Below are 21,918 nucleotides of genomic sequence, written 5' to 3'. Positions count from 1 at the left end.
GCCCGCTCCGTTCAGACCGGCGCGGGTACTCGACCACATCCGTCAGGCGACGCTCGCGCGAGCCGTCAATCCACCAGCACCAGAGCCCTGTGCACGTTTGCCGCTGCTAGATTGTTCGCTGTCACGCGGCAACCAGGGTTGTTGCAACGTCGACGCATGCAGAAGGTCCAGAAAGCGCTGAGCGCGCAGCGAGCGTCCATGCCGCGAACTGATTAGCGCGACAATATCCGCGTCCGGCTGCGTCCACGCTTCGAGCAGCGGGACGAGCCGCCCCGCGTGCAGATGCTCGGCCACGTCCCATTCGGAGCGCGAAATGATCCCAAGCCCGGCAAGCGCCCAATCACGCACGGTGCCGCCATCATTGCTCGTCAGCATCGGCTCGACTCTGACGTTCGCCGGTGCGCCCTGATCTCTCGGCGTGAAGCGCCACATCGTCACGTCTTCATCGTTTTCGCGCAGCGCGATACAGTCATGCGTGAGCAGTTCCTCCGGATGCTTTGGTTCACCGCGACGCGCCAGATAGCTCGGCGCCGCGCACAGGATGCGGCGATTAGGTGCGAGGCGCCGGCTGACGAGCGACGAATCGCGCAACTCGCCGATATGCACCATCAGGTCCCACATGTCATCCGAAATGCGCGCGGGGCGATCGGACAGCATCAGACTTGCGCTCACTTCGGGATAGAGGGCACGAAATTGCGCAATGACGGGCGCGACGTAACGCTGCCCGAAACCGAGCGGTGCGATCACGCGCAGATGGCCGGCCACCGTGCCGCGCCGCGATGCCAGCGTGTCTGACAAATTGCCAATGTCATCGCAGATCCGGCGCGCGTGTACCGCAAGCAGTTCGCCCTCGTCGGTGAGCACCATGCGCCGGCCCGATCGATCGATCAAGCGCATGCCCAACCGGTTCTCCAGAAGACGCAGCCGCTGCGTGACGGCGGGCGGCGTCACATCGAGCTTGCGCGCGGCATCCGCCAGCGACAAAGCGCTCGCAAGCGTAATGAAAAAATGTAGGTCCTCGGTGGAAATCATTGACTTGGGTGTGAGAGCAGCGATCCGACGATGGTATTCTGTGGCGTTAATGATCGCCATTATTTTTTTACGCCTGACGTGAGCGATTCCTGCCCATCCGTCCTCGTGTTCGCGCGCCAGCAGATGTGCGCGATCTACTCTTCGTTGATTTCTCCACCTCAAACCCTCTCCGCAGTCGAATCGGCCCCGACAAGTGCACGGCGGTCCAGCATATATTGGCCCGGTGGCACCCCGAACGCTCTCTTGAACATGATGATGAACGCGGTGGTGGACTCGTATCCAAGGGCAAGCGCTACCTGTTGAACACTGGCCCCACCAGATAAATCGCGCAACGCGACAATCAGTTGAAGTTGTTGACGCCAGCGACCGAAGCTTTGCCCGGTCTCCTTCATGACAAGCCGGTCAAAGGTGCGCTCACTCATTGCGACCATGCTGGCCCATTCGGCTCGAGACCGTCTGTCCGCGGGATTGTCGATAAGGGCGTTACACACGTTTCGTAACTTCGGATGGGTCGATATCGGCAGAGACAGCTGCTCGACAGGCGCTCGCGATAGCTGATGAAGTAATACCTGACAAAATTGGGCATGGTGCATCTGATCCGCAAACGTATCTCCATGGTCGGCGAGGTGAATCACCATCTCCCGAATGAGCGGGTTTCGTTGTGTTTGGAGATAACGATGAGTTCTACCCCTGTCCGGTCAGCCGGCGTCGCCATGCAACGCGAAGCGATGAGCCGAAGTGACATTAAAACCCTCGCCTTGGCTTCTTTAGGAGGCGCGCTCGAGTACTACGATTTCATCGTTGCGGCTGTCTTTACAAAACTCCTCGCGATTCCCGAACCGATTCCCGAACCGCTTCTGTGGGGTGCTTACGGGGCGTTGGGAGGAACGGGCATCCTGACCTGTGCGGTATTGGCCGAGCACTTTCCTGCGCGTCTGCTCGGTCGCGTGAACACGACGTTCACGCTGGTCATCTTTGTCGGCGTCTTCGCGACGCAAATCGGGATTGGTGCAGCGCTCGGTCATTGGACCGCGGTGCAGGGACACTACCCAGCCATCGCGCATCAGGCAGTCTGGGCCGGCCTCGTCATCATTCAGACGGCCGGCGCGTTTTGGTACTTCGCACCGAATCGACGGAAAAGCGTCGGAGCGTACGCGGTGGAGTCGCAGTAGATAGAAGGCTTCACTCGGCGGTCGCAGTGTCGACGTCGAAAGATCGGCCACCGTGAGCCGCAGACCCGTAGCAGTTTTAAGGAATGGCGCCCGTCATTGTTCGCGGAATGCACCTTGCGCGCAACGAAGTCATTCCAAACAAACGGGGCGCATGGCTACCATGCCAGAAGGAAGAGCACCGCGACAAGCGGACGGTCCGAGGAGAACGTAGAAAGTCCAGACAATCGGCTGATGTTTCGACGCCAGCCGCAACAGAAGCAAGAGTAAAGCACCCAGGCACGCTGTGCGCCGAGCGCAAACCACCTTTCGATACTCTATACGCCAGACACCCCAAGTGCCCATCAATCGTACGAGTCACATAGGGCGGCAGGCGCCATCCAGTATCCTTACACCGCAATACACACACCGCCCGAAATCAAGCAATCTTCAACTCCCGCCCGAAGCCGGATTGGTAGCAGACGCCGGCATGGCGGCGCCGGACTTCTTATGCATCTTCTTGTGTGACGTAGTACCAGAGGGTGCCATGCTATTTGCCCCTGATGCGCCCGACACTGTATCGGTCGAACCGCCCGCGCTCGGCTTGCTCATACCCGTGCCACCTTGCCCCGCGGCGGCTCCTCCACCACCCGCGCCTTGTGCGTAGACACTCCCTGATATACCGATAAATACCGCTGAAATCAGAATTCCTTTTGTCGCGACTCGCATGGCTGTCTCCTTAAACGCAAAGCGGTCGTTAGCACTGCAGTGTGCGAACCCGCTTACAGGTCCCCGCAATTCCCATGCCGCAGCCCCACCAAGCGCCCTTCTATGTCGATTGAACCAGCCTTCCGGCACCACGCGGGTACGAGGACGGCGGACTACGAGGGGCGCTCGAGGCGCTTCTTGGAGGCGATGGCTACCGGGTCCGCACAGCGGCCGACGGCGTGGATGCAATGCAGGCGGTAGCACAAGAACGCCCGGATGTCGTCGTGTCGGACGTCATGATGCCAGGAATGGACGGCGCCAAGCTGGTTCGCTCTCTAAAGGCAGCGCCGGCGCTTGCAGATAGCAAGACGTCGTTTATCACCTTTTTACTTGCTGCTGGATTTCAAGGCCGCCTAGAATCTCAGGAATACCAAACAGAGGACAGATGCCGTGGACAATCGATGTCGTCGATTTCCGAACAGTTTCGCTGCCTGAGCGACAGGACGTCCGCGCCCGCATTTTCCCGGCCGCCATTTTGCCAGCAGGCAGACCTTGCGCGCCGTGGTGACTCTCTCTGCGCACCTCAATTAGCGCCATAGGGCCGCAGCGATTGCGTGCGTCCGCATGGCACTGCGTTGTGACGCGTCGACTCGCGGCTGCGTTCGTTAGCACCTTTTCGAATCACCGCGTGGGCAGACGCGCGCCCCCTCACCAAGACACGAGAAGCCTATGCATGCAGACAACGCCGCACTTGCAGCGGAATACCAGCAGTACCTTGGCGAGGCCGAAAGATGGCTCCGTCACGCTAAGGAAGAGACACACGCCGGGGTCGACACCCGGAGCGCCCGGGGAGTCGCGACAGGATACACCGGCGATCCGTATGGCCCACTGTCAGTGTTCAACGAATGGGCCGACCGGCAGTTCGCGAAGCAACTCGCGCCGGGATACTTTGATGCCGCGAATCTGAGCGACCGTGCCGCGTTCGACGTATGGCAGGCCGAAATGGTGCGAGATATCCGCGCCCATTGGTCAAAGAAACGCATGTCCGAAACGCGCGGCAAGACCCATCAAATCGAATTCCCGCCCCTGCCGTTTCTGCAAGCTTCGCGGCTGGCCAACAGTTTCATCAAGGCGTTGCGCGTCAAATGCAATAAGCGGCCGCACGTACTCGAGGCGATTCTTGCCAACGGACACGTGGTGCTGAACGCGCCGACGTTGGCCGTGCTCCACGACCTGCACAAGAAACTTTCAGAGTACAACTTGCTGCAAAGCGAGGACGAAGTCCAGCAAAGCTATCGCTCGATTCAACGGCGCGCGCGAGACTTCTGTGCCGAATATGGCGGCTCTCCGCTACTGTTCGATGTCTTCGCGCGTAACAAGCGGCCGGACCTTGAAGGCAAGGACCTGGATTCCCGTTCTTCTCTGGTTGGCCGGTCGCGAGGTCAGGCCCATCTCCTAACCTGCTGAAGAATGGCTTTTGTTTCGGCGAGGGTCATATTCTGTGTCTTGTCGTTCGTGATTCCGTTTAGCCGCTTGTGGAACACTCGCCACTTCACACCGATGAAATTCGTGATGCCGTGCTACGAGTGCTGGGCCTTGGGTGATTGGGGTACCAGGCCGTACACACTCGGACAGACAAAAAGCAGCCGCAGTCGGAGAGCACGCGGTGAAGCAGCCAAATAGAGGTGTAAAGAGTAGCCGGGCTACACACGAGCCTGTTACCTACTTGATGTCTGCCGCCCACACCGCTATCTGCACCGGGGCGTCGCCTCGCGACGGCGTAATTTCGCCGGAGTTATCAAGGATGATGGTGTAGTCCGAAGCGGGATACTCGCCCCAGTCCGACTCGAATTCGCCATAAGCGCCCTTCTTTGCTCCAGGCCACAGGAAAAGGTCCGCTTCGGAGAAATCCTTTTTTGATGGCTTTCCGTAAACGCTGTCATCGCCAAACATCTCGTACAGAGATTTCTGCGCCTCGTGGAACGCAACACCGTTAAGGAGGTTGTCGTAACCGACGTCGGTCACCTTGAAGGGGACGATGACCAGGTCGATGGGTACCTGCTGGTCGATTCTAAGGGAAATCTTGACGTTCACGTCCTTGCTGATGTGCAACGGGATGACCACGCGTTGCTTCTCCGGAACGTAATGCGATTGCTGGAGAAGGAGATGAACGGCAGGCTCGGCCGCAGCAGGGGCCGGGGCCACCGCCTGTGCTTGCGCCTTCACTTGCGGCGCTGACGCACTCGCTTGCTGACTAACCAACGGTTTGTCGTCCTCGGCCGCAATCTGAGTGACACGCTCGTATACGGTCGGGGCTTCCTTGGGGTCACTATTGGCCAACGTGAGCGAGGTCTTGCTCAGCGAGGTAATGGCTTCGTCATCGTGATTGGCTTTGACCTCGACTTCAGGCGCGGCGAGCGTATCAATCAGCAACCGTCCTTGGGCTACCTTCCAGGTTCCTCGCAAAACCAAGCTGGTCCCATCGCTGACGAGTGTCATTTTGAAGTCAGAGGACGGCGTTAAATCCATGTAGTAGCTGTCTCCGTCCTTTTTCAAATGCCAAAGCCCGATTATGCGCTCGCGCAGCACAGTGTCGCTACCAGTCGCGCCGCTCAACGGCTCGTCGGATTTCGAGCAGGCCACGAGCGAGAGCGCGGTCATGACAGTGACAGCTATTAACCTTGTCTTCACGGCCGGCCCCGCGTGTCGGAAAAAAAGCACCTCGTCCACGCCATGAATCTGACGTGTTCCCGAGGAAAGTCTTTCAGCAGGCTATCAGCCCTCACGCTCGCGATGGTGACGTTTTTCCAGACGCACTGTTACCTACCGCACAGACCGCAGCAAAACCGGCGCCAGTTTGGACCGGCTATCGCGCTCACTCGTCACACCCGGACCAGGTTCTGGACGGTCTGAAGTTCTGGCAACAGGCCACCGCGGACTTAAGCTGATTGCAGGGCGGAGAGGATCCCGGTCTTTGCTCTTTCACGTCCCAGGAGCCCAGTCGCTGACGCGGATGTCGCGCACGCAAGGGGGTACTTCTCCAGACCGCTAGAACGTCACTTGCGCACCAAAGTATTGGTCAACGAGTAGCGCTGTGCCGTTGGGGTCAACAACGAGCCTACGGCCCTTGCCAGCGGCGCGCCAGACGGTGGCCGGACCGTCCGTTATCCGCAACTGCGTTTAATGCGCCTCGATAAATTGCACGATCTCACCGCTATCGCGCTTGAGGTAAAGGTCGTCGCCCTTCATGCGCACCTCGTTGCAGGCGTAGGGGATCTTGCTGCCCTTGCTGCAGACCTTGCCGTCCTCTGCTTTCCAGTCGCCGTGGTCGGCAAATCCCTTGCTCGACTTGAAATCGTAGTCGCTTCCGTTGCCGTATTGGACATGCCACATGCTGCCGTCTGCAAGTTTGATGTCGAATGCCTTTCCGGCGAGGCGTTGCTGGATGTCAGCCGCGCTGGGTGTCGTGGCGCCGTCGGGGAATGCCGTTCCCTGCGCAAAAGCCGTGACAGCGGGGATAAGAAGCAGAGTGACGAGCAGCTTGTTCATTTCAAGCCTCGAGAAGAGCGGTGTTACAGATTACGCTCGTTGACGGCGCAACCGAACCGACGGGAGTGCGATGATTTGACGTCGCGGCGTGGCAGACGGGAGTTTGCTTAGAACAGGCGCTCTCTTGTGACATTCTGAATATACGCGGCCGTGCGAGGCGGTTATGTGGCCTGGCGCACGGAGTGCAATCGGGTTCGAGTATCCTTGGCGGTCGATACCCAACCCTTTGCTGCCGGTCAAGCCGCACGAGTTCCAAGGACGGGTACACGGCAACAACAGTACCATCGAACACCCTGATAGCAGGGTTCACTTGTGGTGAATTTAATTTTCTAGTTTTCCGAATATCTCGTTTATCGAAATCGACGAATGATGTTCGAACAGAGATAAGCGAATTCATTATTCCGCGCGCCTAAACTCTCAACACCCATCTTTCCGATTCACAAGGGCAAAAACGCGGGTTGCCATTATGACCCTCAAGTTGACGACTCCAGAGCTGCCATGTGGCTTCTGTTGCGTGCAGTGCGGTGGCTATGTCATTGACGTGATGTTGACCGGTGCGCAAACGAATTGATGGGGTGGACCTTGGCTCGGTCCTCGACAAGCTCGAGCATTTGGCATGTGTCCCAATCGGTAGTGCTCTTCTCGCCGCTCGCCTTTGACTGCGCCTACACCCTTAAGCGTGCGGTCCTGGTGCAGAGGCTCAGCGGCCGACTTGCCGGCAATGTCAGAGCATGGCGCGCAGGGTTGCATCCAAAGTTACATTCGTCGGTTGTCGGCAAATTTTGAGCAACATGCGGCCATGTCGATGCTGGTAGAAAGCATAGGCTTCAAAGTAAGGAATATCTGCGACGGGGCGTTGCAAGGTAGGCCATTTAAGGTAAGCGCATCATTAGTCAAGCCATCAGGAATGAACAACGAATCGATGTCTTTCTCGGTTAACCCCCAAACGGGTTGCCGGTCTCTTTCACTTCGGTGTTAAGGTTGTATTCCGCACGCACGGCCTTGAGGATGCCCTCGATGTCGCGCTCAAAGCCGACCGCGTTGCCGAAGTGGGTCATGTTCCAGTTGCAGCCTGTCTTGTCAGCCTCTTGCAACTGCGGCCGCGGCACACGAATCTCACGCCATCGGTCTTCGGCGCCGCCGTCTTGACCGCACCCTTTGCCTTGCTCGCAGTACCTGCGTTCGCCGCAACAGTCGCTTCAGCGCCGCCTGCAATCAGGAATTTGGTGCGGTCCTTCAGCCACGCCGCGCAGTCGTGCCGTTCGAAATCGAGGCTCGGGCAACTAGCGATGCTTTCGCCTAAACGAAAGAATTGCCCCGCATGATTCTTCTAATGGAGATTCCATCATGAGAGCGGATGAGTGGGTTTGGGAAGGCATAATGCATCACTCAATGTCACCCGTTATTACTACCGCGCGCTTTGTTCAGCCCCTTACGCCGCGGATAGTAGATGGACTGAATCCGTTCTTCCAGCAGCTTTCGAAATCCATCGGCTTCGGTCCCGATGGATGCACCTTCACGAGTCTCTGCGGCAGGTGGTGGACCGCCGTGTGGAAGTGAATATCCGGACGAGAATCGTAAGGCAGAGTACTGGCGAAATCAAAGTGTGAGAAGTAGCAGAACAGACTCATCCATTTGCCCATTTTCTCGTCTTCCATCAGGTCCCCCAAGGGGTCCATCTCGTCAATGTCGAACGGAAATTGCATCGTGAAGCTGCCTTCGTACGTCTCGACGCGGAGGCTGCACTCGCCCATCGCGAAGATGGCAGCGGCAATCGTTGCGGGATGCGTCGTCGCGAGAAGTCGCGCTTCGTCGTCGAACAGTTCGCCTACCCATTCGCCGCGCGAATTCGCGTAAAACGTCAGTATTTGCGTTTCGTCCACCCCTTACGTTAACGGAGCAAGGACTTTTATCACAACGACGACTCTACGAGCATTTGGTCACGCGGGTAAGCATCCACAGATTGATATTGGAGAAGCCGCAGAGTCGTTTGCCATTTTAGTAACCTCACTCGAAAAGCGACAGGTGCGCGAACTTCTAATCCGCGCGCTGGGGTAGGCCCATGCAAGGGCGTGACAGCTATCGAACATTATCGTTGTGAGCAATGCGGTGCTGTCATGGCGCGCCAACTTTATGGGTGCTTGTCTGAGAAGGTTTGGACAGTACTCGCGTGACCAGGAATTTGTTTTCCGGGCGCACAGTCACTCGACCGCCGCTAGAAGCCCTTACCAGCGCGTCCCACTGTATGAAGCGCAGCAGTGCTCCGCTACGCAAACGGTCCGCTGATGACAATGTCATAATGCCATGCGCCCTCGTCGAGTCCGGACAGTCGCATGTCGGTCGCCAAATTGGGCACAAAGACCCGTGGGCTGCCTTGGATGCCCACCTTCACGAGATAGCCACTACCGAAGTTTCGAACAATTTCAACACGCTCAATGAGGTTCGACAATTCGAACCCGCTGTTCACGAGATCAATCTTCTTTTCCACCTGTATGCTTTGAGTCGCATAGCGCGGTGCCAGTAGTATCCAAGGTGGCCCTCGACGCGCTTGCCGAGGGTGATAACTCATGTTCGCCTGGAGGTAGAAGAGGAACTGCGGCTCGTCCAGTTCATGCCCGAACGTCGCTGTCATTGCTGCCAGCCGCATCCCCACCTGCTGAGGATTGTCAAAATAGTTGTCTAGCCATGTTTCCATATACGCACCTCCGCCATGAGCTTGCATCACTGTTTTGGTTGGCGGCCGGGACGGCAAGCGGTACATTCGCCGTTGCCCACCGGCAGCTGCGGAGGCCCAGTTATCTATCGATGTAGGTAAACGGGCGCCGTCGATTGGCCATGAAAATTCATGCAGGCTAGCTGCCCTGATAGATATCGCAGGACAGGCCCACCACGCACGGGGCACCGTTTCTGGCTCTGCCGCTGCCGCTGCTTCCGCCGGGCTGGGGTCCGTATCCCAGGTCAGGGCCGCGGTCCATAGTCGTGGCCGGCTGGGCAGTCGTCATGGGCGGCTGGGAAGCTGACGGGCCGGCGGTACCCGAAGGTTGCATGTCCTGCGAATGGGCGGCTCCCGCAGCGAGCAGCGATACCGCACTGATTACAGCGAAAAGTTGCACTTTCATCTCGTCACCTCTTTCTCGTCGGCACCAGGCACGGCGGCCCGGTTAATTTCCGTGATAAATATCGCAGAACGCCCCGCAATACAGGGCGCACCGTATAGTGTTCGCCCGCCCGTTTGCGTTCTGGACATCCGCATGCCACTTACCGAGGTGTCACGCACCTGTTCCTCTGTCGGCGCCGCACCCTGCTGTTCTGCCGACTGACTCATTTGCGCACACGGAGTTTGCTGCGCGTCCTGTGCATACGCGGCACCGGCTGCCGTCAATAGGCGAAGCGCGCACTTGCCGTTACCATCACTTGTACTTTCATCTTGACGCCTCGCTTGGCGAGCAAATTTCCAGACGACCACCTCGGGGTACTTGCGGCTTTCACTTCCGCCCACCGAATAGCGGGACTCCTTTCCACCATTGGTGAAAGGCAAGAGCGCTGCGGAAACGGTCGTGTTCCGGGAATGCGGAGCAATGTTGTCGGTGAATCGACGCGAGACTGCCGCGACCGAGTTCGACCGTGTGGATGAGGGTGCTGCGTCGCTAAATATGTATGTAGCTGATTAGCGCTGGCAGATAGGTGCTGAAGGGTCGCACGGAAGTCTGCACGTGATGACCTCGTGGGTCCGCAACGGCAATAAGATTGCGTCACTCAATCAGTTATAGACCAACGCCAGCAGGAAAATCAGACAAATGCGCAGTAGTTTTGGCATTTTGCAATTCGCGAACTTTCAGGACTGGGGTGGAGGCGCTGCCCGCCGCTGGCCAACCTGGCACGTTCCGCACCGCAACAGGTTATTTATGACAGCAAGCGCAGCGTCTGACGTTGTTCCAGACGACATGGTGCATCCTGCCTGCCAGTTGAGTCACCTCTCGCTATCCGCGCAGTTCGCTGCAGCTCAATCGGAGATTTAAGTACAACGGCATGCTGGCCACGGTATTGGTCGCAAACGCTTTTACGTCCTGCCCACCGACGCCAGCGCGCGTTCGCGCGTGGAATGCCGTTGTGTTTGGGTGCACGGTGCTCAAAGTATGGCCGGCCCCTGTCATCAAGTATCGCGTACATTGCTTCCAAGTCCGACGAGTTGGGAATAAGCCATGCGTCGATATGCTCCTCTTTCATGGGCACAATGCATCGGTCCATAGCCCGCCGCTGCAACCTCCTTAGACGGCTCGTCCGTTATCGCCGCAAACGACAGCAAGACCGGTTCGCCAGGCGCCGACCAGCGTGACCACAGGCATTCGCTCTATCAGATGTGGGTGAGAGCATTCACAAGGCGAGCCTGTCGTGCATAGTCCTTACGCACGGCCGTTGCGCGACAATAGCGCCCACCCGAGTGGACTACTGGCCGTTTTCGCTTGAGCCGCCCGGTCCACTGTTGACGTCGCTGTTCGCGCCGCTACGCGTGCCCCTGTTCAGACCATTGGTCTTGCCGCTATTGGAACGCTCCGTCGCAGGATTACTGCGCGTCGCGCGGTCGACATCACCCGTGACCTCGGGAGAACCGTAGCCCGTCTCGTTCGGGGTCTTCATCGAACCGGCGCCGACGTTGGGTGTCGGGAGCCCGCCAGCGCTGCTGCCGGCTTGTGCGTATGTAATTGCCGAGAGTGCCATCACGAGAGCTGAAGCGAAAAACGTCTTGGTTATATGTTTCATGGTTCACCTCCATGCGAGCGTCTGCCGCTCACATGAATAGGTACCGCAAGGGATGTGCCTTGCGTCGCTGAATCTTCGCCGTTGCCAAGGCAAACAGGCCACGAAATCGGCAACGGACGCTCACGCAACGCGTGATATCCGGAAAATGCCGCCATCACGGCGGTCCGTCGCAATGCCTGACACTCCGCCGCGTTCTTCATTGCAGCGGGCCGCTCGTGGGCTCTCGGCTCTCGTGGCTTTCTGGTATGGATTGGCGCGTGCTTCGAGGGAATTATCCCGCCGTTTCGGCGGGCTAATTTCCATGCGCCATACGTGAAAAATCGCGATAGAGGTTTTCGGCCTTACCGCCCGGAAAGTTCAGGGCAGCCTGTTCATTGGCAGGATTCTTGAGGTTTGCCGAGGCGAGGCGTGGCTTCCATTCGCTACTCCAGAGCCCCGCCTGATTCCGCGCGCGTGAGGTACGCGGTCAGCGCGATAAAAATAGACGCAGACCTCTCTTTTGGCCTGGAGAGCGGGCGGAAAAAGCCTTGCTCATGACGGCATCAGTCTAACCATCGGTGGCGCACATGCGGATATCGTCACGTTCCGGCTACAAGCATCACTCACCCCGCGCGGACTGCGTCGAACTGTCCCCGGACGAACAAGGGCAGCCGCCGGTTTACGGCCTCGGCCGAGTGTGCAACTATCGTTGCCGGGCGCATACCGCATTCCTTTGCGAGGTTCAGGATGGCCTGGAAACTCTGGAAAACCGAAAAGCGGCAAGATGAGGCGCGCAGCTGGCCTAGCGATGCGAATCAGTCCATAAAGCAGCTTCTGGGCATGTACCTAGGCAGCCATGCAGCACCGTTCGCAGGGTGGGCCGCGCCTGGCATCATATTCGCGCCAGACGTCGAACCGGTCCTGCGAAACGGAGTTCGAGGATATCAGCTCGCTCTCTGGTTCTGGCTCTTTGCCGAGAAGCACGGCACCATCGCGGCACGAATGGTACGTGAGTCCTTCTGCCTGCTCGCTGAGGCGGCGCAACAGGCGTCCGGCGACAGCATTGATGCGCTCCTCGACTTCGAAAACCGCCTTGCGCATTCTATCGAGGAGATTTCCTCCGAGGCGCGGTCGTTCCGGCTGGAGGGCCTGTCGGTAGAGGTACCGATGGAATTCTTTCTGGCCACAGGCTTCCTCCGACTCGCACCCGACTCGCCTTATGCTGGAAATGCGAGCGCCAGCCTGCAAGGCAATGACTACAAGCTCGCCGACTGCTTTAGCCATGCAACTGAGGAGGCGCTAGCGGTGTTCCGACCGATGATAGACACGGTCGACTTTGATGCTAAATCGCTATCCAACTGGAAATGGAGCGCCCATCCCGGCGCTGCCGAGCGACACCTGCAACGCCGCCACAGCAATCCATTGTTTCCCCTGCACCGCCAGATGGTGACGGCTCATGAGGTCTATGAGGCACGTCTTGCCGACGGCCAGGCCCTTCACGAAATCAGCACCGAGCTTAGTGAGCTTAGCAACTCGTTCTCGCAGACGACCGAACTACCGCTGAACTGGCAATCGTTCCTCGAAGGATATCGGGACTACGTCGACCGCCTCGATGAACGCCGCCTCGCGGCGGGTGGGCAGAACGCGCCACTCGGTGACGCAATTGAACGACTGCGCACTGACATCCTCACGACCTGGCGCACTTCCCTTCACAGGAACCGGCACAGCCTTGCCACACTGGACCATGAAGAGGCGCAAAGAGCCGAGCGACGCGCGCTTCTGTACGGATGCGACTGGACCGCACAGCTTCTAAGTAACGGCTCTCTGATACCGCCAGAAGAGGTCGTTCCTGCCCTGCTGAGTGAGTCCCCATCCGAGCTCGAAAGGGTGGTGACCGCCCTTCAGGCCGAACCACGATTGCATGAGACGCTTGCGCAGTGTCGTGCAACCGCGCACCGACTTGTCAACGAGCCCCGCTCGGGCGGTCAAAATATTCCCGACATCGGCGACAAGCTTCGTATTCTTGACGGTACGCCCGGGCAGGTGCCGGCGTGAACTCGCAGCTCGAAGTCTGAGTTCCATGTTGCAAAGGGGCCGATTCGACACCCTTGCTTTTTTGTGGGAAGGTAACGGTCCAACTGGACAACTAAAAAAACTGAGCAGTAAATGCCTTGAAGTTTGCCGGCGCCAGAGGGCTGGTGCTCTGCGCGCCCGGCAACATGCTTGTCCGCACTCGCTACGTCAAGTACAGAGGGCCGCTGTCCGTGGTTTGCTATGCACTGTCCGCGTCACAATCCTGGGCCATCTTTGTCGTCGGCCCCGGCCACACAAGTCTGGTTCCGCCCTCGCCGCTTCGCCGCATATAGCGCTCTATCCGCGGTTGCAACCAGGCTAAGGCTGTCTCCGCCACTGTCCACTTGTTGCGCCGCCACTCCGCAACTGACCGTGACAATACCGGCGGGGGACGCGACATGTGGAATCTGGAGACTTTCAACGGCCTGCCGGATGCGCTCGGAAACTACGCGCGCTCCGTCCGGGTCGGTTTCCTTCAGAATCAATGCAAACTCGTCCCCACCGTAGCGCGCGACTATGTCTCCAGGACGTTTCGCCGAGGATGCAATAGCTTGCGCTATCGCGCGCATACATTCATCGCCAGCCTGATGACCGTATCGGTCGTTATAGCTCTTGTATCCGTCGATATCGACCATGACAATCCCGACGAAATTGCGGCCTTCTTTCCAGAACTCCGGCTGCGATTGAAGTGCCAGTTCGTTCAACCCGAGTTGGCGGTCGGGTGAGGATTCGGGCCGGCGGAAGGCTTCACGACGCGCTCACCAAAACGCTCGTGCGCTTTGCGAATCAGCGTGCTGCCAACCAGCGACCGGGATAACGCAAACGGGGCGAATCATGCAGACATCGCCCTGAAAACACCAACCGGCAAGTCGAGAATGCAGAAATAGCAACGCCATGTTCGACGGAAAACGTCGAACGCCCGAGAGGAACCAGGCAGGACCTAGTGCCGCGTACGGTCTGGCAAGGACTGCAGCAAAGCGGTGACGTCCATCTCTTCATGCAGTTCCGGCCAGTACAACTGCTGGCGGTCCAAAGAGATGGCAAAACACCCTCGCTCCGCTGTTGTGGCTGCCTGCAGGGCAGGAAACCAGCCCAACGGAAATTCAACGGCCTGGCCGTCGGACAGGTCGAGAAACAGGCGTCCGCTGTCGAAATGCACGCTTACCGCCCCGCTGTCCATGGCCGTCTCCTGAATGAGAAGCAACTTAAAGATAGGTCGCCGCGAGACGCCAAACAAGAAAGAATGCCGGAAAGCGGCGCCGCGACTAAAGTGATTCAGCTCTTCATTTTTCAAGACCATGTCGCGGCCCAGACCCATTGCGCTAACTTCCGCACAAATTGGTATCCATGTCCAGGTCGAAGGGGCGAGGAGCCTCGCCAACGCTCCTTGCGGCCGTTGCTGAAAGTGCGAAGGCAGTTGCCGCGCGGCAATAGCCCCCCTTCATCGCTGTCCCAACCAGGTCCTAGCAATCATGCCGGTGGTCTTAAAACAGGGTCGAATGACGACCCTGTTGATTCGTGTGTCTTCGCCCACATGTGTTGGCCTTGCTTAACTGCAGCGGGCAAGCCGATAGACATGACCAAACCTGAATTTGACGAGCCCGAAAGTGCGCGACCCGACTTGCTATGTTTCCTGGTGGCGATTGCAGCTGCATCCTACGCGCTGACCAACGAATGGCGAGTGGACCATATTGTTGAGTGCTGCCGTCGATGGCTCAGGAAAAATGGGCTGAAGATGGACTGGCTGGACAGGGTCCGCATCGGTCAACTCGCTCTGAAGATTGCCAGCAAGGACTTGCTGGAGGCAGGCGTCGCGGTCCGGCTGTCCAGCGTAAACGCTCTCTTCACCAGCGAGACGGAACTCAACGGGTCAAGCACAATGGTCCAGAGGATGATGGCGCTTTGCCACGACGCACTCTGAATACGTTCGAGTTCAAGCGCTCGTAGCAACTGCTTTCACGCAACGGCCGCCATCAACCAATGAGCCTGCGGTATGCACTTAGGTGCCTTAAGAGCCCCTGTTTGTCGCCGCGTATCTCGCTTAGCCGGGCGAGATTGAAGTGAGCGTCAGCATGCGCCGAGTCGAGTTCGATGCATCGCTCGTACGCTTCTACCGCCACATCGTAGCGTTTGAGTTCTTCGAGGACGACGGCGCGATTGAAGTGCAGATGTGCGTCGTCCGGAAAATGCTTCAGTGCTTGGTCAAACACGGACAGCGCCTCTTCACAACGCGTTTCGGCCTCGCATAGCAACACACCCAGGTTCGTATATGCATGGTAGTGCGGCTTGGGTGCTAGCTCGAGCGCCTTCCGGTAAGCCTGCTCCGCCCCGACAACGTCGGTGTGAGTGAACTGTTCTCCGGGTGCAAACCACTCCTCGGCTTGGTGCTCCCGGCTTTTCAGATTTCGTGGCGCTGTGTCAAGGAACGCAACATCGCCCTGAATGGGCGCGACTTCGAAATCGAGCAGATGCTGGCCTGAGGCCGCGTCCCATTGCGCCCGTCCAGTCTTGACAGCCACAGTGTCACCGACCGCCGTGATGCGGATGCCGGAAAGCGGCAGTTCTTCTGGCAGGTCGGCCTTCAGCTTGGCGAGGGCGCGCAGAATCTTGCGCGAAGCGATGTTCGCGGATTGCAGCTGGAATGCTGTGCGCAAATACAGCACGCGATACTCCCGTCGATGGTAGCGCGAAATTTGCAAGGACTGACGGTCATCCGAAGACGAATCACTCGTGGGGCGCCAACGGCTGCCGCCGACGCGCGCGGTTGAGATTGGCATCCAGCGTGCCGCTAGGGGCACTGGGCTTTGCGCATGATTGATGCCAGCTTGGTGAGGAAGCACGCGGTGGCGTTGTTCTTGTCGCCAGGGCCGACTCCGAAGGCACTCGTTATGTGCGCTACCGCACATAACGTCGGAAGCTCCCTAGCACTCACCCCAGCCTTGCCCTACGTTACGAACGGTAAGGCGCGCCGCCTCGGGGGCTCGAAGTCGTACTTGCCCACAGGTGCAGTGGCAGCTACAAAAAGACCTCTCAGAACGGGTAGCCCTCGCGGCCTCTCGCGCTCTTCGAGTCCAACTGCCGTAGGGGTACGCAACGTACTTCCAGGTTTGCGTGTGCAACGCATTCGAGCCAGCCATCCTTGTATTCCGGTATAGCGTCGCTGGTGTCGCGAGCCGACGGCAGGCATCCGAGCTACCGCCCAAGGAGCAACCATGAGACACGTCTTCGTCACTCGGATTTTCCATACGCTACCGTCCGTCACGGCCTTAGTACTCTCTGGCTGTGGAGGAAGCACGGCGACGCTTCCGACGTCGACCGGGCCCATAGCCACACCAGTGGCGACAATGCCGGTATCGCGCGTGGAGGTTATCCCTTTTCAAACACTCACGTTGACTGACCAGGCGTTCCTCAGTGGCCGAGAAGACGGAACGCTTGTTACGGTGGCGGGAGAATTGCGCCTGCCGCGTGCCGGCACTGACCGGCTCCCGCTCGTTATCATCCTCCACCCCGCAGGAGGCATAGGGTCAAACATCGTCGACTGGGAGCAGGACCTACTGGGACTGGGCATCGCCACTTTTGTCGTGGACAGCTTTTCCGGTCGCGGCATTGTCAACTTGCTCAATAACCGCGGAGAGCTGGGCTTGCTCGCACAGTCCGAGGACGCATACCGCGCGCTCGCACTACTGCAAAAGCACCCTAGAATCGACCCGACGAGAGTCGTGCTTATGGGATTCTCCCGCGGAGGCAAAGCCGCGCTTTACGCTAGTTTGAAGCGATGGCAGCGCATGCATGGTCCGGCTACGAATGCAGAATTCGCGGGGTATATAGCCTTCTACCCTGGTTGTGACGTCACCTTCCGGGACGAGACCGATATCACCACCAAGCCGGTCCGCATCTTCTACGGAAGTGCCGACGATTTATTGCCGGTCGCTGCATGCCGCGCCTACGTCGAAAGATTGAAGGCAAGCGGCAAGAACGTACAACTCACTGAGTACCCAGGGGCACAACACCTGTTCGACTCCCGTTCGTTCAGGCAACCGACGAAGCTTCAGCAGGCGCCAACGACAAGGAACTGTCAGCTGGTGGAAGCGGAGAACGGACAAATCGTGAATGCCAAAACGAAGCAACCGTTCGCCCTGAGTGACCCCTGCGTCGAATATGGCCCGACCGTTGCCTTTGACGACGAAGCCACAAAGGCGGCGAGGCAAGCCGTCAACGACTTTGTGATGAGCATCCTCAAACCTGAACGGCCCCCTTCGTGAGCAAAGTGCTCCGAAGTCTCACCGAGGCCGCAAAATCTAGAAGTCAATATTGTGAGCGCGAGCATGTTTATGAGGCATGCCGAACGCCGAGTTCCATATTTTCAACCGTTGCGGACACTGGGCGCAGTGGGAACACGCCGACAAGTTCAATCGCATGGTGCTTGACTTCCTTGCGCACTGACGGAACGGTCGCGCGTGGACTAAGGCACTGGGGTCTAGTTGGGCGTCCACCGAGCAGTCGGTGGGCCTCGTAGCAGCAGTCCGCCCGGCGCTGTCTGGTGTCTTTTAACTTAAGCGAAAGGCGCATAGCTTCACTCGACACAGACATGCACTCAGGGGTCGACACCACGTTCGAATATCTAAGGTTCAAGGCTTATGCTGTCCAAGCAGTCGCGATAGGTTGCCAGTCGCCTGCTTGAGCAGTTCACCGAAAAAAGCAACACGCTGCTCGTTGACGCGGACGCTGGGACCAAAAATACAAAGCGAACCCGCAACCTGATTCGCGCCATTGAAGAATGGCGCTGCCACAGCGACTGCACCCTCAATCAGTTCGTGTTGACTCGTGCCGAACCCCTTGGTGCGGATGTGCTCGAAATCACTCATTAGCGTCGACACATCCTGGTCGGGGTCAACAAGATAGCGCCGCAGTTCGTCGGGCGTGAGGCGCATCTGCGAAAGAATCGTGCGCCCACTCGCCCCGCGCACGAGCTTCTCGCGATAGCCGACGCCGCGTCGGAAGCTGAGTGGCTGATTGCTCTCTAACTCGGCGACGCAAATTCGATACGTGTCGTCGGGAACGAACAGAGCGACGGTCTCCGACGTGGCTTCCCAAAGATTTCGAAGCACCGGTTGAGCGAGCTCCGCGATTCGGTTGTCACTCAGCCAAACGTGAGCTAACTGTGCAACCGACCTACCCAGCTGGAACCGCTGCGGTTCACCCGACGAGGAAAGAAACCCTGCCTGCTCCAACGTATTAAGTAGCCGATACAGAGTTGGACGGCTGAGATTCACTCGAGTGAGTAGTTCAGCAACCGTCAGCGATTTGTCCCCAGCTTTGAACGCCAAAAGTATCTCCAACGCCCGCTCGACCGCGCGAACGCTCTCGTGCGCCTTCTTTTCTTCCATTTTTCCTTATCCCTTTGGGCGATGCCGTCTGCGCCATTGTAGAGAAATCCCCTATCTCCCCATGCTTGAAGTTTACGCCGCCTGTCCGTAGAATGAAATTACAGTCTCATCAGACGGACACATTCACGAACGATTTGGAGTTAAGCATGGACAAGAACATGTCGGAAACACTGGTGCGCACCGGACCGGGCACCGCAATGGGCAACCTGATGCGGCGCTATTGGGTGCCGATTCTGCTGGCGAGCGAAGTCGCCGAGCCAGACTGCCCGCCCGTGCGGGTACAAATCCTCGGCGAAAAGCTGCTCGCGTTTCGCGACTCAGACGGCAATGCGGCACTGATTGACGAGTTCTGTTCGCATCGTGGGGTGTCGCTGTATTTCGGCCGCAACGAGGAAAACGGCATCCGGTGCTCGTATCACGGTCTCAAGTTCGACCGAAACGGGAACTGCGTGGAAGTGCCGTCGGCGCCGCAGGCGTGCAAACACATGAGCATCACGGCTTACCCGTGTATCGAGCGCGCCGGCATTGTCTGGGCCTACATGGGGCCCAAGGACAAGCAGCCGGCACCACCAGACCTCGAATGGTGCAATCTGCCGGCGGACCACGTTTTTGTGTCCAAGCGCCTGCAGGAGTCGAACTATCTTCAGGCGATGGAAGGCGGCATCGACACGAGCCACGTGTCGTACGTGCATCGTTATGAAGTCGATGAAGACCCGATGCATCAGGGCACCAAGGCGCTCGAGTACATCAAGGCCGACGGCAACGTTATTTTCGAAATCGAGAAGCAGCCGTTCGGGCTCACGCTCTTTGGACGACGCAATGGAGAGCCGAACTCATTCTACTGGCGCATCACCCAGTGGCTCTTCCCGTGGTACACGCTGATTCCTCCGTTTGGCGACCACTCGTTGGCAGGCCACGTCTGGGTGCCGATTGACGACCACAACTGCTGGTCATGGAGCATCAATTTCCGACCGGACCGTCCGTTGTCCGAGGAAGAAATGAACGACCTGAATGCGGGCAAAGGCATTCACTGCGAATACGAACCGGGAACGTTTCGTCCGAAGGCCAACAAAGACAACGACTACCTCATTGACCGTCAGGCACAGAAGGACAAGCGCGCGTACTCGGGCGTCTTTGGCTTCGCGATGCAAGACGCATCGTTGCAAGAAAGCATGGGGACTATCCAGGACCACAGCAAAGAGAAATTGCTTCCGACGGACCGCGCCATCGTAATGGCTCGACGCATGCTGTACGAGGCCGCCACCGCACTGACGGACGAGTCCCAACCTCCCGCTATCGATGCCGACCAGCAGCGGGTGCGTGCTGCGGGCGCATTGCTTCCGCGCGACCAGAAGCCGCAAGAGTGGGCTGTTATTCACCTCGCGGACGGGAAAGGCCAGCCGATTTACTCCATCTGAGCGAGCACAACGTCCGTCATTCATGTCTATCAAAGGAGGCCGGCGTCACGCCGGCATCAGATGCAAGGTTTAAGACTTAGAGACAAGGTCGCGCTGATTACAGGCGGCGGAGGTGGCATCGGGGCCGCGACTGCACGCATATTCTGCGACGAAGGCGCAGCAGTTGTCCTCGTGGACGCGAATGCACAAGCGCTCGCCAAGGTTTGCGACGACCTGCTCAGCCGCAACTCCGAAGCAAGGGTTCAAACGTATGTCGCTGACGTGGCGAGCGCTGACCAGGCGACTGCAGCAGTCGAACTCGCCACGCGTACGTTCGGCCGACTTGACGTGCTCGTCAACAATGCCGCGATGCGTAACTACAGCACGCTCGCCGATGCGACGCCGGAAGAATGGCAAAGCATGGTGTCGGTGAATCTGGTGGGAACATCGAATTACTGCAAGGCCGCGCTGCCGCGTCTGCGAGCTGCGGGCGCTGGGAGCATCGTCAACGTGTCGTCCTGCTACGCGGTGACGGGTCGCAAAGGCATGGGTCTGTATGACGCGACCAAGGCCGGCATGCTCGCAATGACGCGTACTCTCGCATTTGAGGAAGCGGACCAGGGCGTCCGCGTGAACGCCATTTGCCCGGGCTCGACGCTCACCGACTTCCACGTCAATCGTGCAAACGCAGCCGGAAAGAGCGTGGAGGTGCTCAGGACACAAAGGCAGGACACGTCGTTGATAGGTCGATGGGCATCTCCGGAGGAAGTCGCATGGCCAATTCTCTGGCTTGCGAGCGACGAGGCGTCGTTTATCACCGGCACCACGCTGATGGTCGACGGCGGTCTATCGATTATGTGACGGTAAGAGCGATGAACGATTCCACAATGACCCTTCGCGTTGCGCGACGAAATGTCGAGGCTGATGCCATCGTCAGTTTCGAACTCGTGAGCCTCGACGGTCGCGATTTGCCCGCGTTCGATGCCGGTTCACACATTGATGTCCACTTGCCTACGGGACATGTGCGGCAATACTCGCTTTGCAGCGCGCCTCACGAGCGGACTCGTTACCAGATTGCCGTGTTGCGTGAGCCTCAGTCTCGGGGTGGTTCCGCACGCATGCACGAAGCAGTCCATGAAGGAGCGGAACTGCGAGTTAGCATGCCTCGGAATCACTTTGCGCTCGCGCCCGGTCCAGCTACGCATCTCCTGCTAGCCGGGGGCATCGGACTCACGCCGCTACTTTGCATGGCCCAGCACCTTGACCGGGCAGGCGGAGACTTCGAACTGCATTACTGTGCGCGCTCACGTTCACGAGCAGCATTCGTAGAGCGACTTGCGAACGAACCCTGGTCCGATCGGGTGCAGTACCACTTTGACGACGAAAACGAGCAACAGCGACTCAACCTGGATTGCCTGCTTAAAGAGCCAGGCTCCAATACGCACCTTTACGTCTGCGGCCCGCAAGGCTTCATGAACGCGGTGCTGGATGCGGCGCGCGCAGAGCGCTGGCCGGAAAATCGGCTGCATTACGAGTTCTTTTCGGCCCCCGCCATCGACACGTCGTCCGATGAGAGGTTTGAAGTGTCCCTCGCACGCACAGGGAAAACGGTGGCGATTCCCGCAGACCGCACAGTGACGCAGGCCCTTGCGGATGCTGGAGTTGATGTTCCAGTTTCGTGCGAGCAGGGCATCTGTGGAACCTGCCTCACTCGCGTACTCGACGGGGAGCCAGACCATCGGGACCTGTTCCTGTCTCCGGAGGAGCAGGCACGCAACGACCGGTTCCTGCCGTGTTGCTCACGCTCGAAATCCGGGAGGCTCGTGCTGGACCTTTAACGCTGCAATCCCCGCAATACACGCCCTGCATTCTTTGAATGCCGGA

The 21,918-nt window shown here is 58.5% G+C and carries 19 protein-coding genes and 4 pseudogenes; 10 read left to right on the top strand and 13 right to left on the bottom strand.

The window, feature by feature from the left end; translation table 11 throughout:
- Positions 1-42: 42 nt before the first annotated feature.
- Both PQR32_RS32160 and PQR32_RS32155 read right to left on the bottom strand, forming a co-directional pair.
- Positions 43-1,032: a LysR family transcriptional regulator gene (locus tag PQR32_RS32160; RefSeq protein ID WP_408236711.1), complete on the bottom strand. Its 990-nt coding sequence runs from the start codon at positions 1,030-1,032 to the stop codon at positions 43-45.
- 158 nt (positions 1,033-1,190) lie between these two features.
- Positions 1,191-1,463, bottom strand: coding sequence for a helix-turn-helix domain-containing protein (locus tag PQR32_RS32155; protein WP_408236708.1), 273 nt, complete (start codon positions 1,461-1,463; stop codon positions 1,191-1,193).
- Positions 1,464-1,616: 153 nt separating this feature from the next.
- Here PQR32_RS32155 and PQR32_RS32150 point away from each other — a divergent pair, with 153 nt between their 5' ends.
- The 3 genes and pseudogenes from PQR32_RS32150 (at position 1,617) to PQR32_RS32140 (ending at position 4,355) form a co-directional block, all read left to right on the top strand.
- Positions 1,617-2,204: a hypothetical protein gene (locus tag PQR32_RS32150; protein ID WP_408236705.1), complete on the top strand. Its 588-nt coding sequence runs from the start codon at positions 1,617-1,619 to the stop codon at positions 2,202-2,204.
- Positions 2,205-3,073: 869 nt separating this feature from the next.
- Positions 3,074-3,487: pseudogene (locus PQR32_RS32145) on the top strand (response regulator); the annotation flags it as partial.
- A gap of 130 nt (positions 3,488-3,617) precedes the next feature.
- The gene (locus PQR32_RS32140) at positions 3,618-4,355 is read left to right on the top strand and encodes a hypothetical protein (protein ID WP_408236702.1); all 738 of its coding nucleotides are present in this window, start codon (positions 3,618-3,620) and stop codon (positions 4,353-4,355) included.
- 255 nt (positions 4,356-4,610) lie between these two features.
- Here PQR32_RS32140 and PQR32_RS32135 read toward each other — a convergent pair whose 3' ends face one another.
- The 7 genes and pseudogenes from PQR32_RS32135 to PQR32_RS32105 all read right to left on the bottom strand — a co-directional run bounded on the left by PQR32_RS32135 (position 4,611) and on the right by PQR32_RS32105 (position 11,198).
- Positions 4,611-5,549: a hypothetical protein gene (locus PQR32_RS32135; RefSeq protein WP_408236699.1), complete on the bottom strand. Its 939-nt coding sequence runs from the start codon at positions 5,547-5,549 to the stop codon at positions 4,611-4,613.
- Between the two features lie 519 nt (positions 5,550-6,068).
- On the bottom strand, positions 6,069-6,437 hold the full coding sequence (locus tag PQR32_RS32130) for a hypothetical protein (RefSeq protein ID WP_408236696.1): 369 nt from the start codon (positions 6,435-6,437) through the stop codon (positions 6,069-6,071).
- A 935-nt stretch (positions 6,438-7,372) separates the two neighbouring features.
- Positions 7,373-7,555, bottom strand: a pseudogene (locus PQR32_RS32125) (hypothetical protein); the annotation flags it as partial.
- Between the two features lie 306 nt (positions 7,556-7,861).
- Positions 7,862-8,320 (bottom strand): hypothetical protein, encoded by a 459-nt coding sequence (locus PQR32_RS32120; RefSeq protein ID WP_408236693.1) that lies wholly within the window; start codon positions 8,318-8,320, stop codon positions 7,862-7,864.
- Positions 8,321-8,703: 383 nt separating this feature from the next.
- Entirely contained in the window at positions 8,704-9,132 is a 429-nt protein-coding gene (locus PQR32_RS32115) for a hypothetical protein (protein ID WP_408236690.1), read from the bottom strand.
- A gap of 1,427 nt (positions 9,133-10,559) precedes the next feature.
- Positions 10,560-10,782: pseudogene (locus PQR32_RS32110) on the bottom strand (SOS response-associated peptidase family protein); the annotation flags it as partial.
- Between the two features lie 101 nt (positions 10,783-10,883).
- Positions 10,884-11,198, bottom strand: a complete 315-nt coding sequence (locus PQR32_RS32105; RefSeq protein ID WP_408236688.1) for a hypothetical protein — start codon at positions 11,196-11,198, stop codon at positions 10,884-10,886.
- 726 nt (positions 11,199-11,924) lie between these two features.
- On the opposite strand from PQR32_RS32105, the gene PQR32_RS32100 reads away from it, so the two are divergent.
- Positions 11,925-13,232 carry a tryptophan leader peptide gene (locus tag PQR32_RS32100; protein WP_408236685.1) on the top strand — a complete coding sequence of 436 codons (1,308 nt, stop codon included), beginning with the start codon at positions 11,925-11,927 and terminating at the stop codon, positions 13,230-13,232.
- A gap of 233 nt (positions 13,233-13,465) precedes the next feature.
- On the opposite strand, the gene PQR32_RS32095 is transcribed toward PQR32_RS32100, so the two are convergent.
- Positions 13,466-13,954: a diguanylate cyclase gene (locus tag PQR32_RS32095; protein WP_408236682.1), complete on the bottom strand. Its 489-nt coding sequence runs from the start codon at positions 13,952-13,954 to the stop codon at positions 13,466-13,468.
- A gap of 236 nt (positions 13,955-14,190) precedes the next feature.
- Complete coding sequence (locus PQR32_RS32090) at positions 14,191-14,568, bottom strand: DUF2442 domain-containing protein (RefSeq protein WP_408236679.1); 378 nt, start codon at positions 14,566-14,568, stop codon at positions 14,191-14,193.
- Between the two features lie 258 nt (positions 14,569-14,826).
- Between PQR32_RS32090 and PQR32_RS32085 the strand changes: the two genes are divergently transcribed.
- Positions 14,827-15,171: a hypothetical protein gene (locus PQR32_RS32085; RefSeq protein WP_408236676.1), complete on the top strand. Its 345-nt coding sequence runs from the start codon at positions 14,827-14,829 to the stop codon at positions 15,169-15,171.
- A 52-nt stretch (positions 15,172-15,223) separates the two neighbouring features.
- Here PQR32_RS32085 and PQR32_RS32080 read toward each other — a convergent pair whose 3' ends face one another.
- On the bottom strand, positions 15,224-16,027 hold the full coding sequence (locus tag PQR32_RS32080) for a tetratricopeptide repeat protein (protein ID WP_408236673.1): 804 nt from the start codon (positions 16,025-16,027) through the stop codon (positions 15,224-15,226).
- A gap of 567 nt (positions 16,028-16,594) precedes the next feature.
- On the opposite strand from PQR32_RS32080, the gene PQR32_RS32075 reads away from it, so the two are divergent.
- Together PQR32_RS32075 and PQR32_RS32070 are read left to right on the top strand one after the other, a co-directional pair.
- Complete coding sequence (locus PQR32_RS32075; RefSeq protein ID WP_408236670.1) at positions 16,595-17,512, top strand: dienelactone hydrolase family protein; 918 nt, start codon at positions 16,595-16,597, stop codon at positions 17,510-17,512.
- A gap of 73 nt (positions 17,513-17,585) precedes the next feature.
- Positions 17,586-17,693, top strand: a pseudogene (locus PQR32_RS32070) (2-hydroxy-6-oxo-6-phenylhexa-2,4-dienoate hydrolase); the annotation flags it as partial.
- Between the two features lie 185 nt (positions 17,694-17,878).
- Here PQR32_RS32070 and PQR32_RS32065 read toward each other — a convergent pair.
- Positions 17,879-18,637, bottom strand: a complete 759-nt coding sequence (locus tag PQR32_RS32065) for an IclR family transcriptional regulator (protein WP_408236667.1) — start codon at positions 18,635-18,637, stop codon at positions 17,879-17,881.
- A gap of 146 nt (positions 18,638-18,783) precedes the next feature.
- On the opposite strand from PQR32_RS32065, the gene PQR32_RS32060 reads away from it, so the two are divergent.
- From PQR32_RS32060 to PQR32_RS32050, 3 genes are read left to right on the top strand one after another with little or no spacing between them, the layout of a single operon-like run.
- On the top strand, positions 18,784-20,055 hold the full coding sequence (locus tag PQR32_RS32060; protein WP_408236832.1) for a Rieske 2Fe-2S domain-containing protein: 1,272 nt from the start codon (positions 18,784-18,786) through the stop codon (positions 20,053-20,055).
- Between the two features lie 60 nt (positions 20,056-20,115).
- Positions 20,116-20,895, top strand: coding sequence for an SDR family NAD(P)-dependent oxidoreductase (locus PQR32_RS32055; protein ID WP_408236664.1), 780 nt, complete (start codon positions 20,116-20,118; stop codon positions 20,893-20,895).
- An 11-nt stretch (positions 20,896-20,906) separates the two neighbouring features.
- Positions 20,907-21,872 (top strand): PDR/VanB family oxidoreductase, encoded by a 966-nt coding sequence (locus PQR32_RS32050; RefSeq protein WP_408236661.1) that lies wholly within the window; start codon positions 20,907-20,909, stop codon positions 21,870-21,872.
- Positions 21,873-21,918: the final 46 nt, after the last annotated feature.

The organism is Paraburkholderia dipogonis, assembly GCF_046027395.1.
In the GTDB taxonomy this organism is placed as follows: Bacteria; Pseudomonadota; Gammaproteobacteria; order Burkholderiales; family Burkholderiaceae; genus Paraburkholderia; species Paraburkholderia dipogonis_A.
Note: the sequence above shows the minus strand (reverse complement) of the source record. Positions and strands in the feature narration are given on the sequence as shown.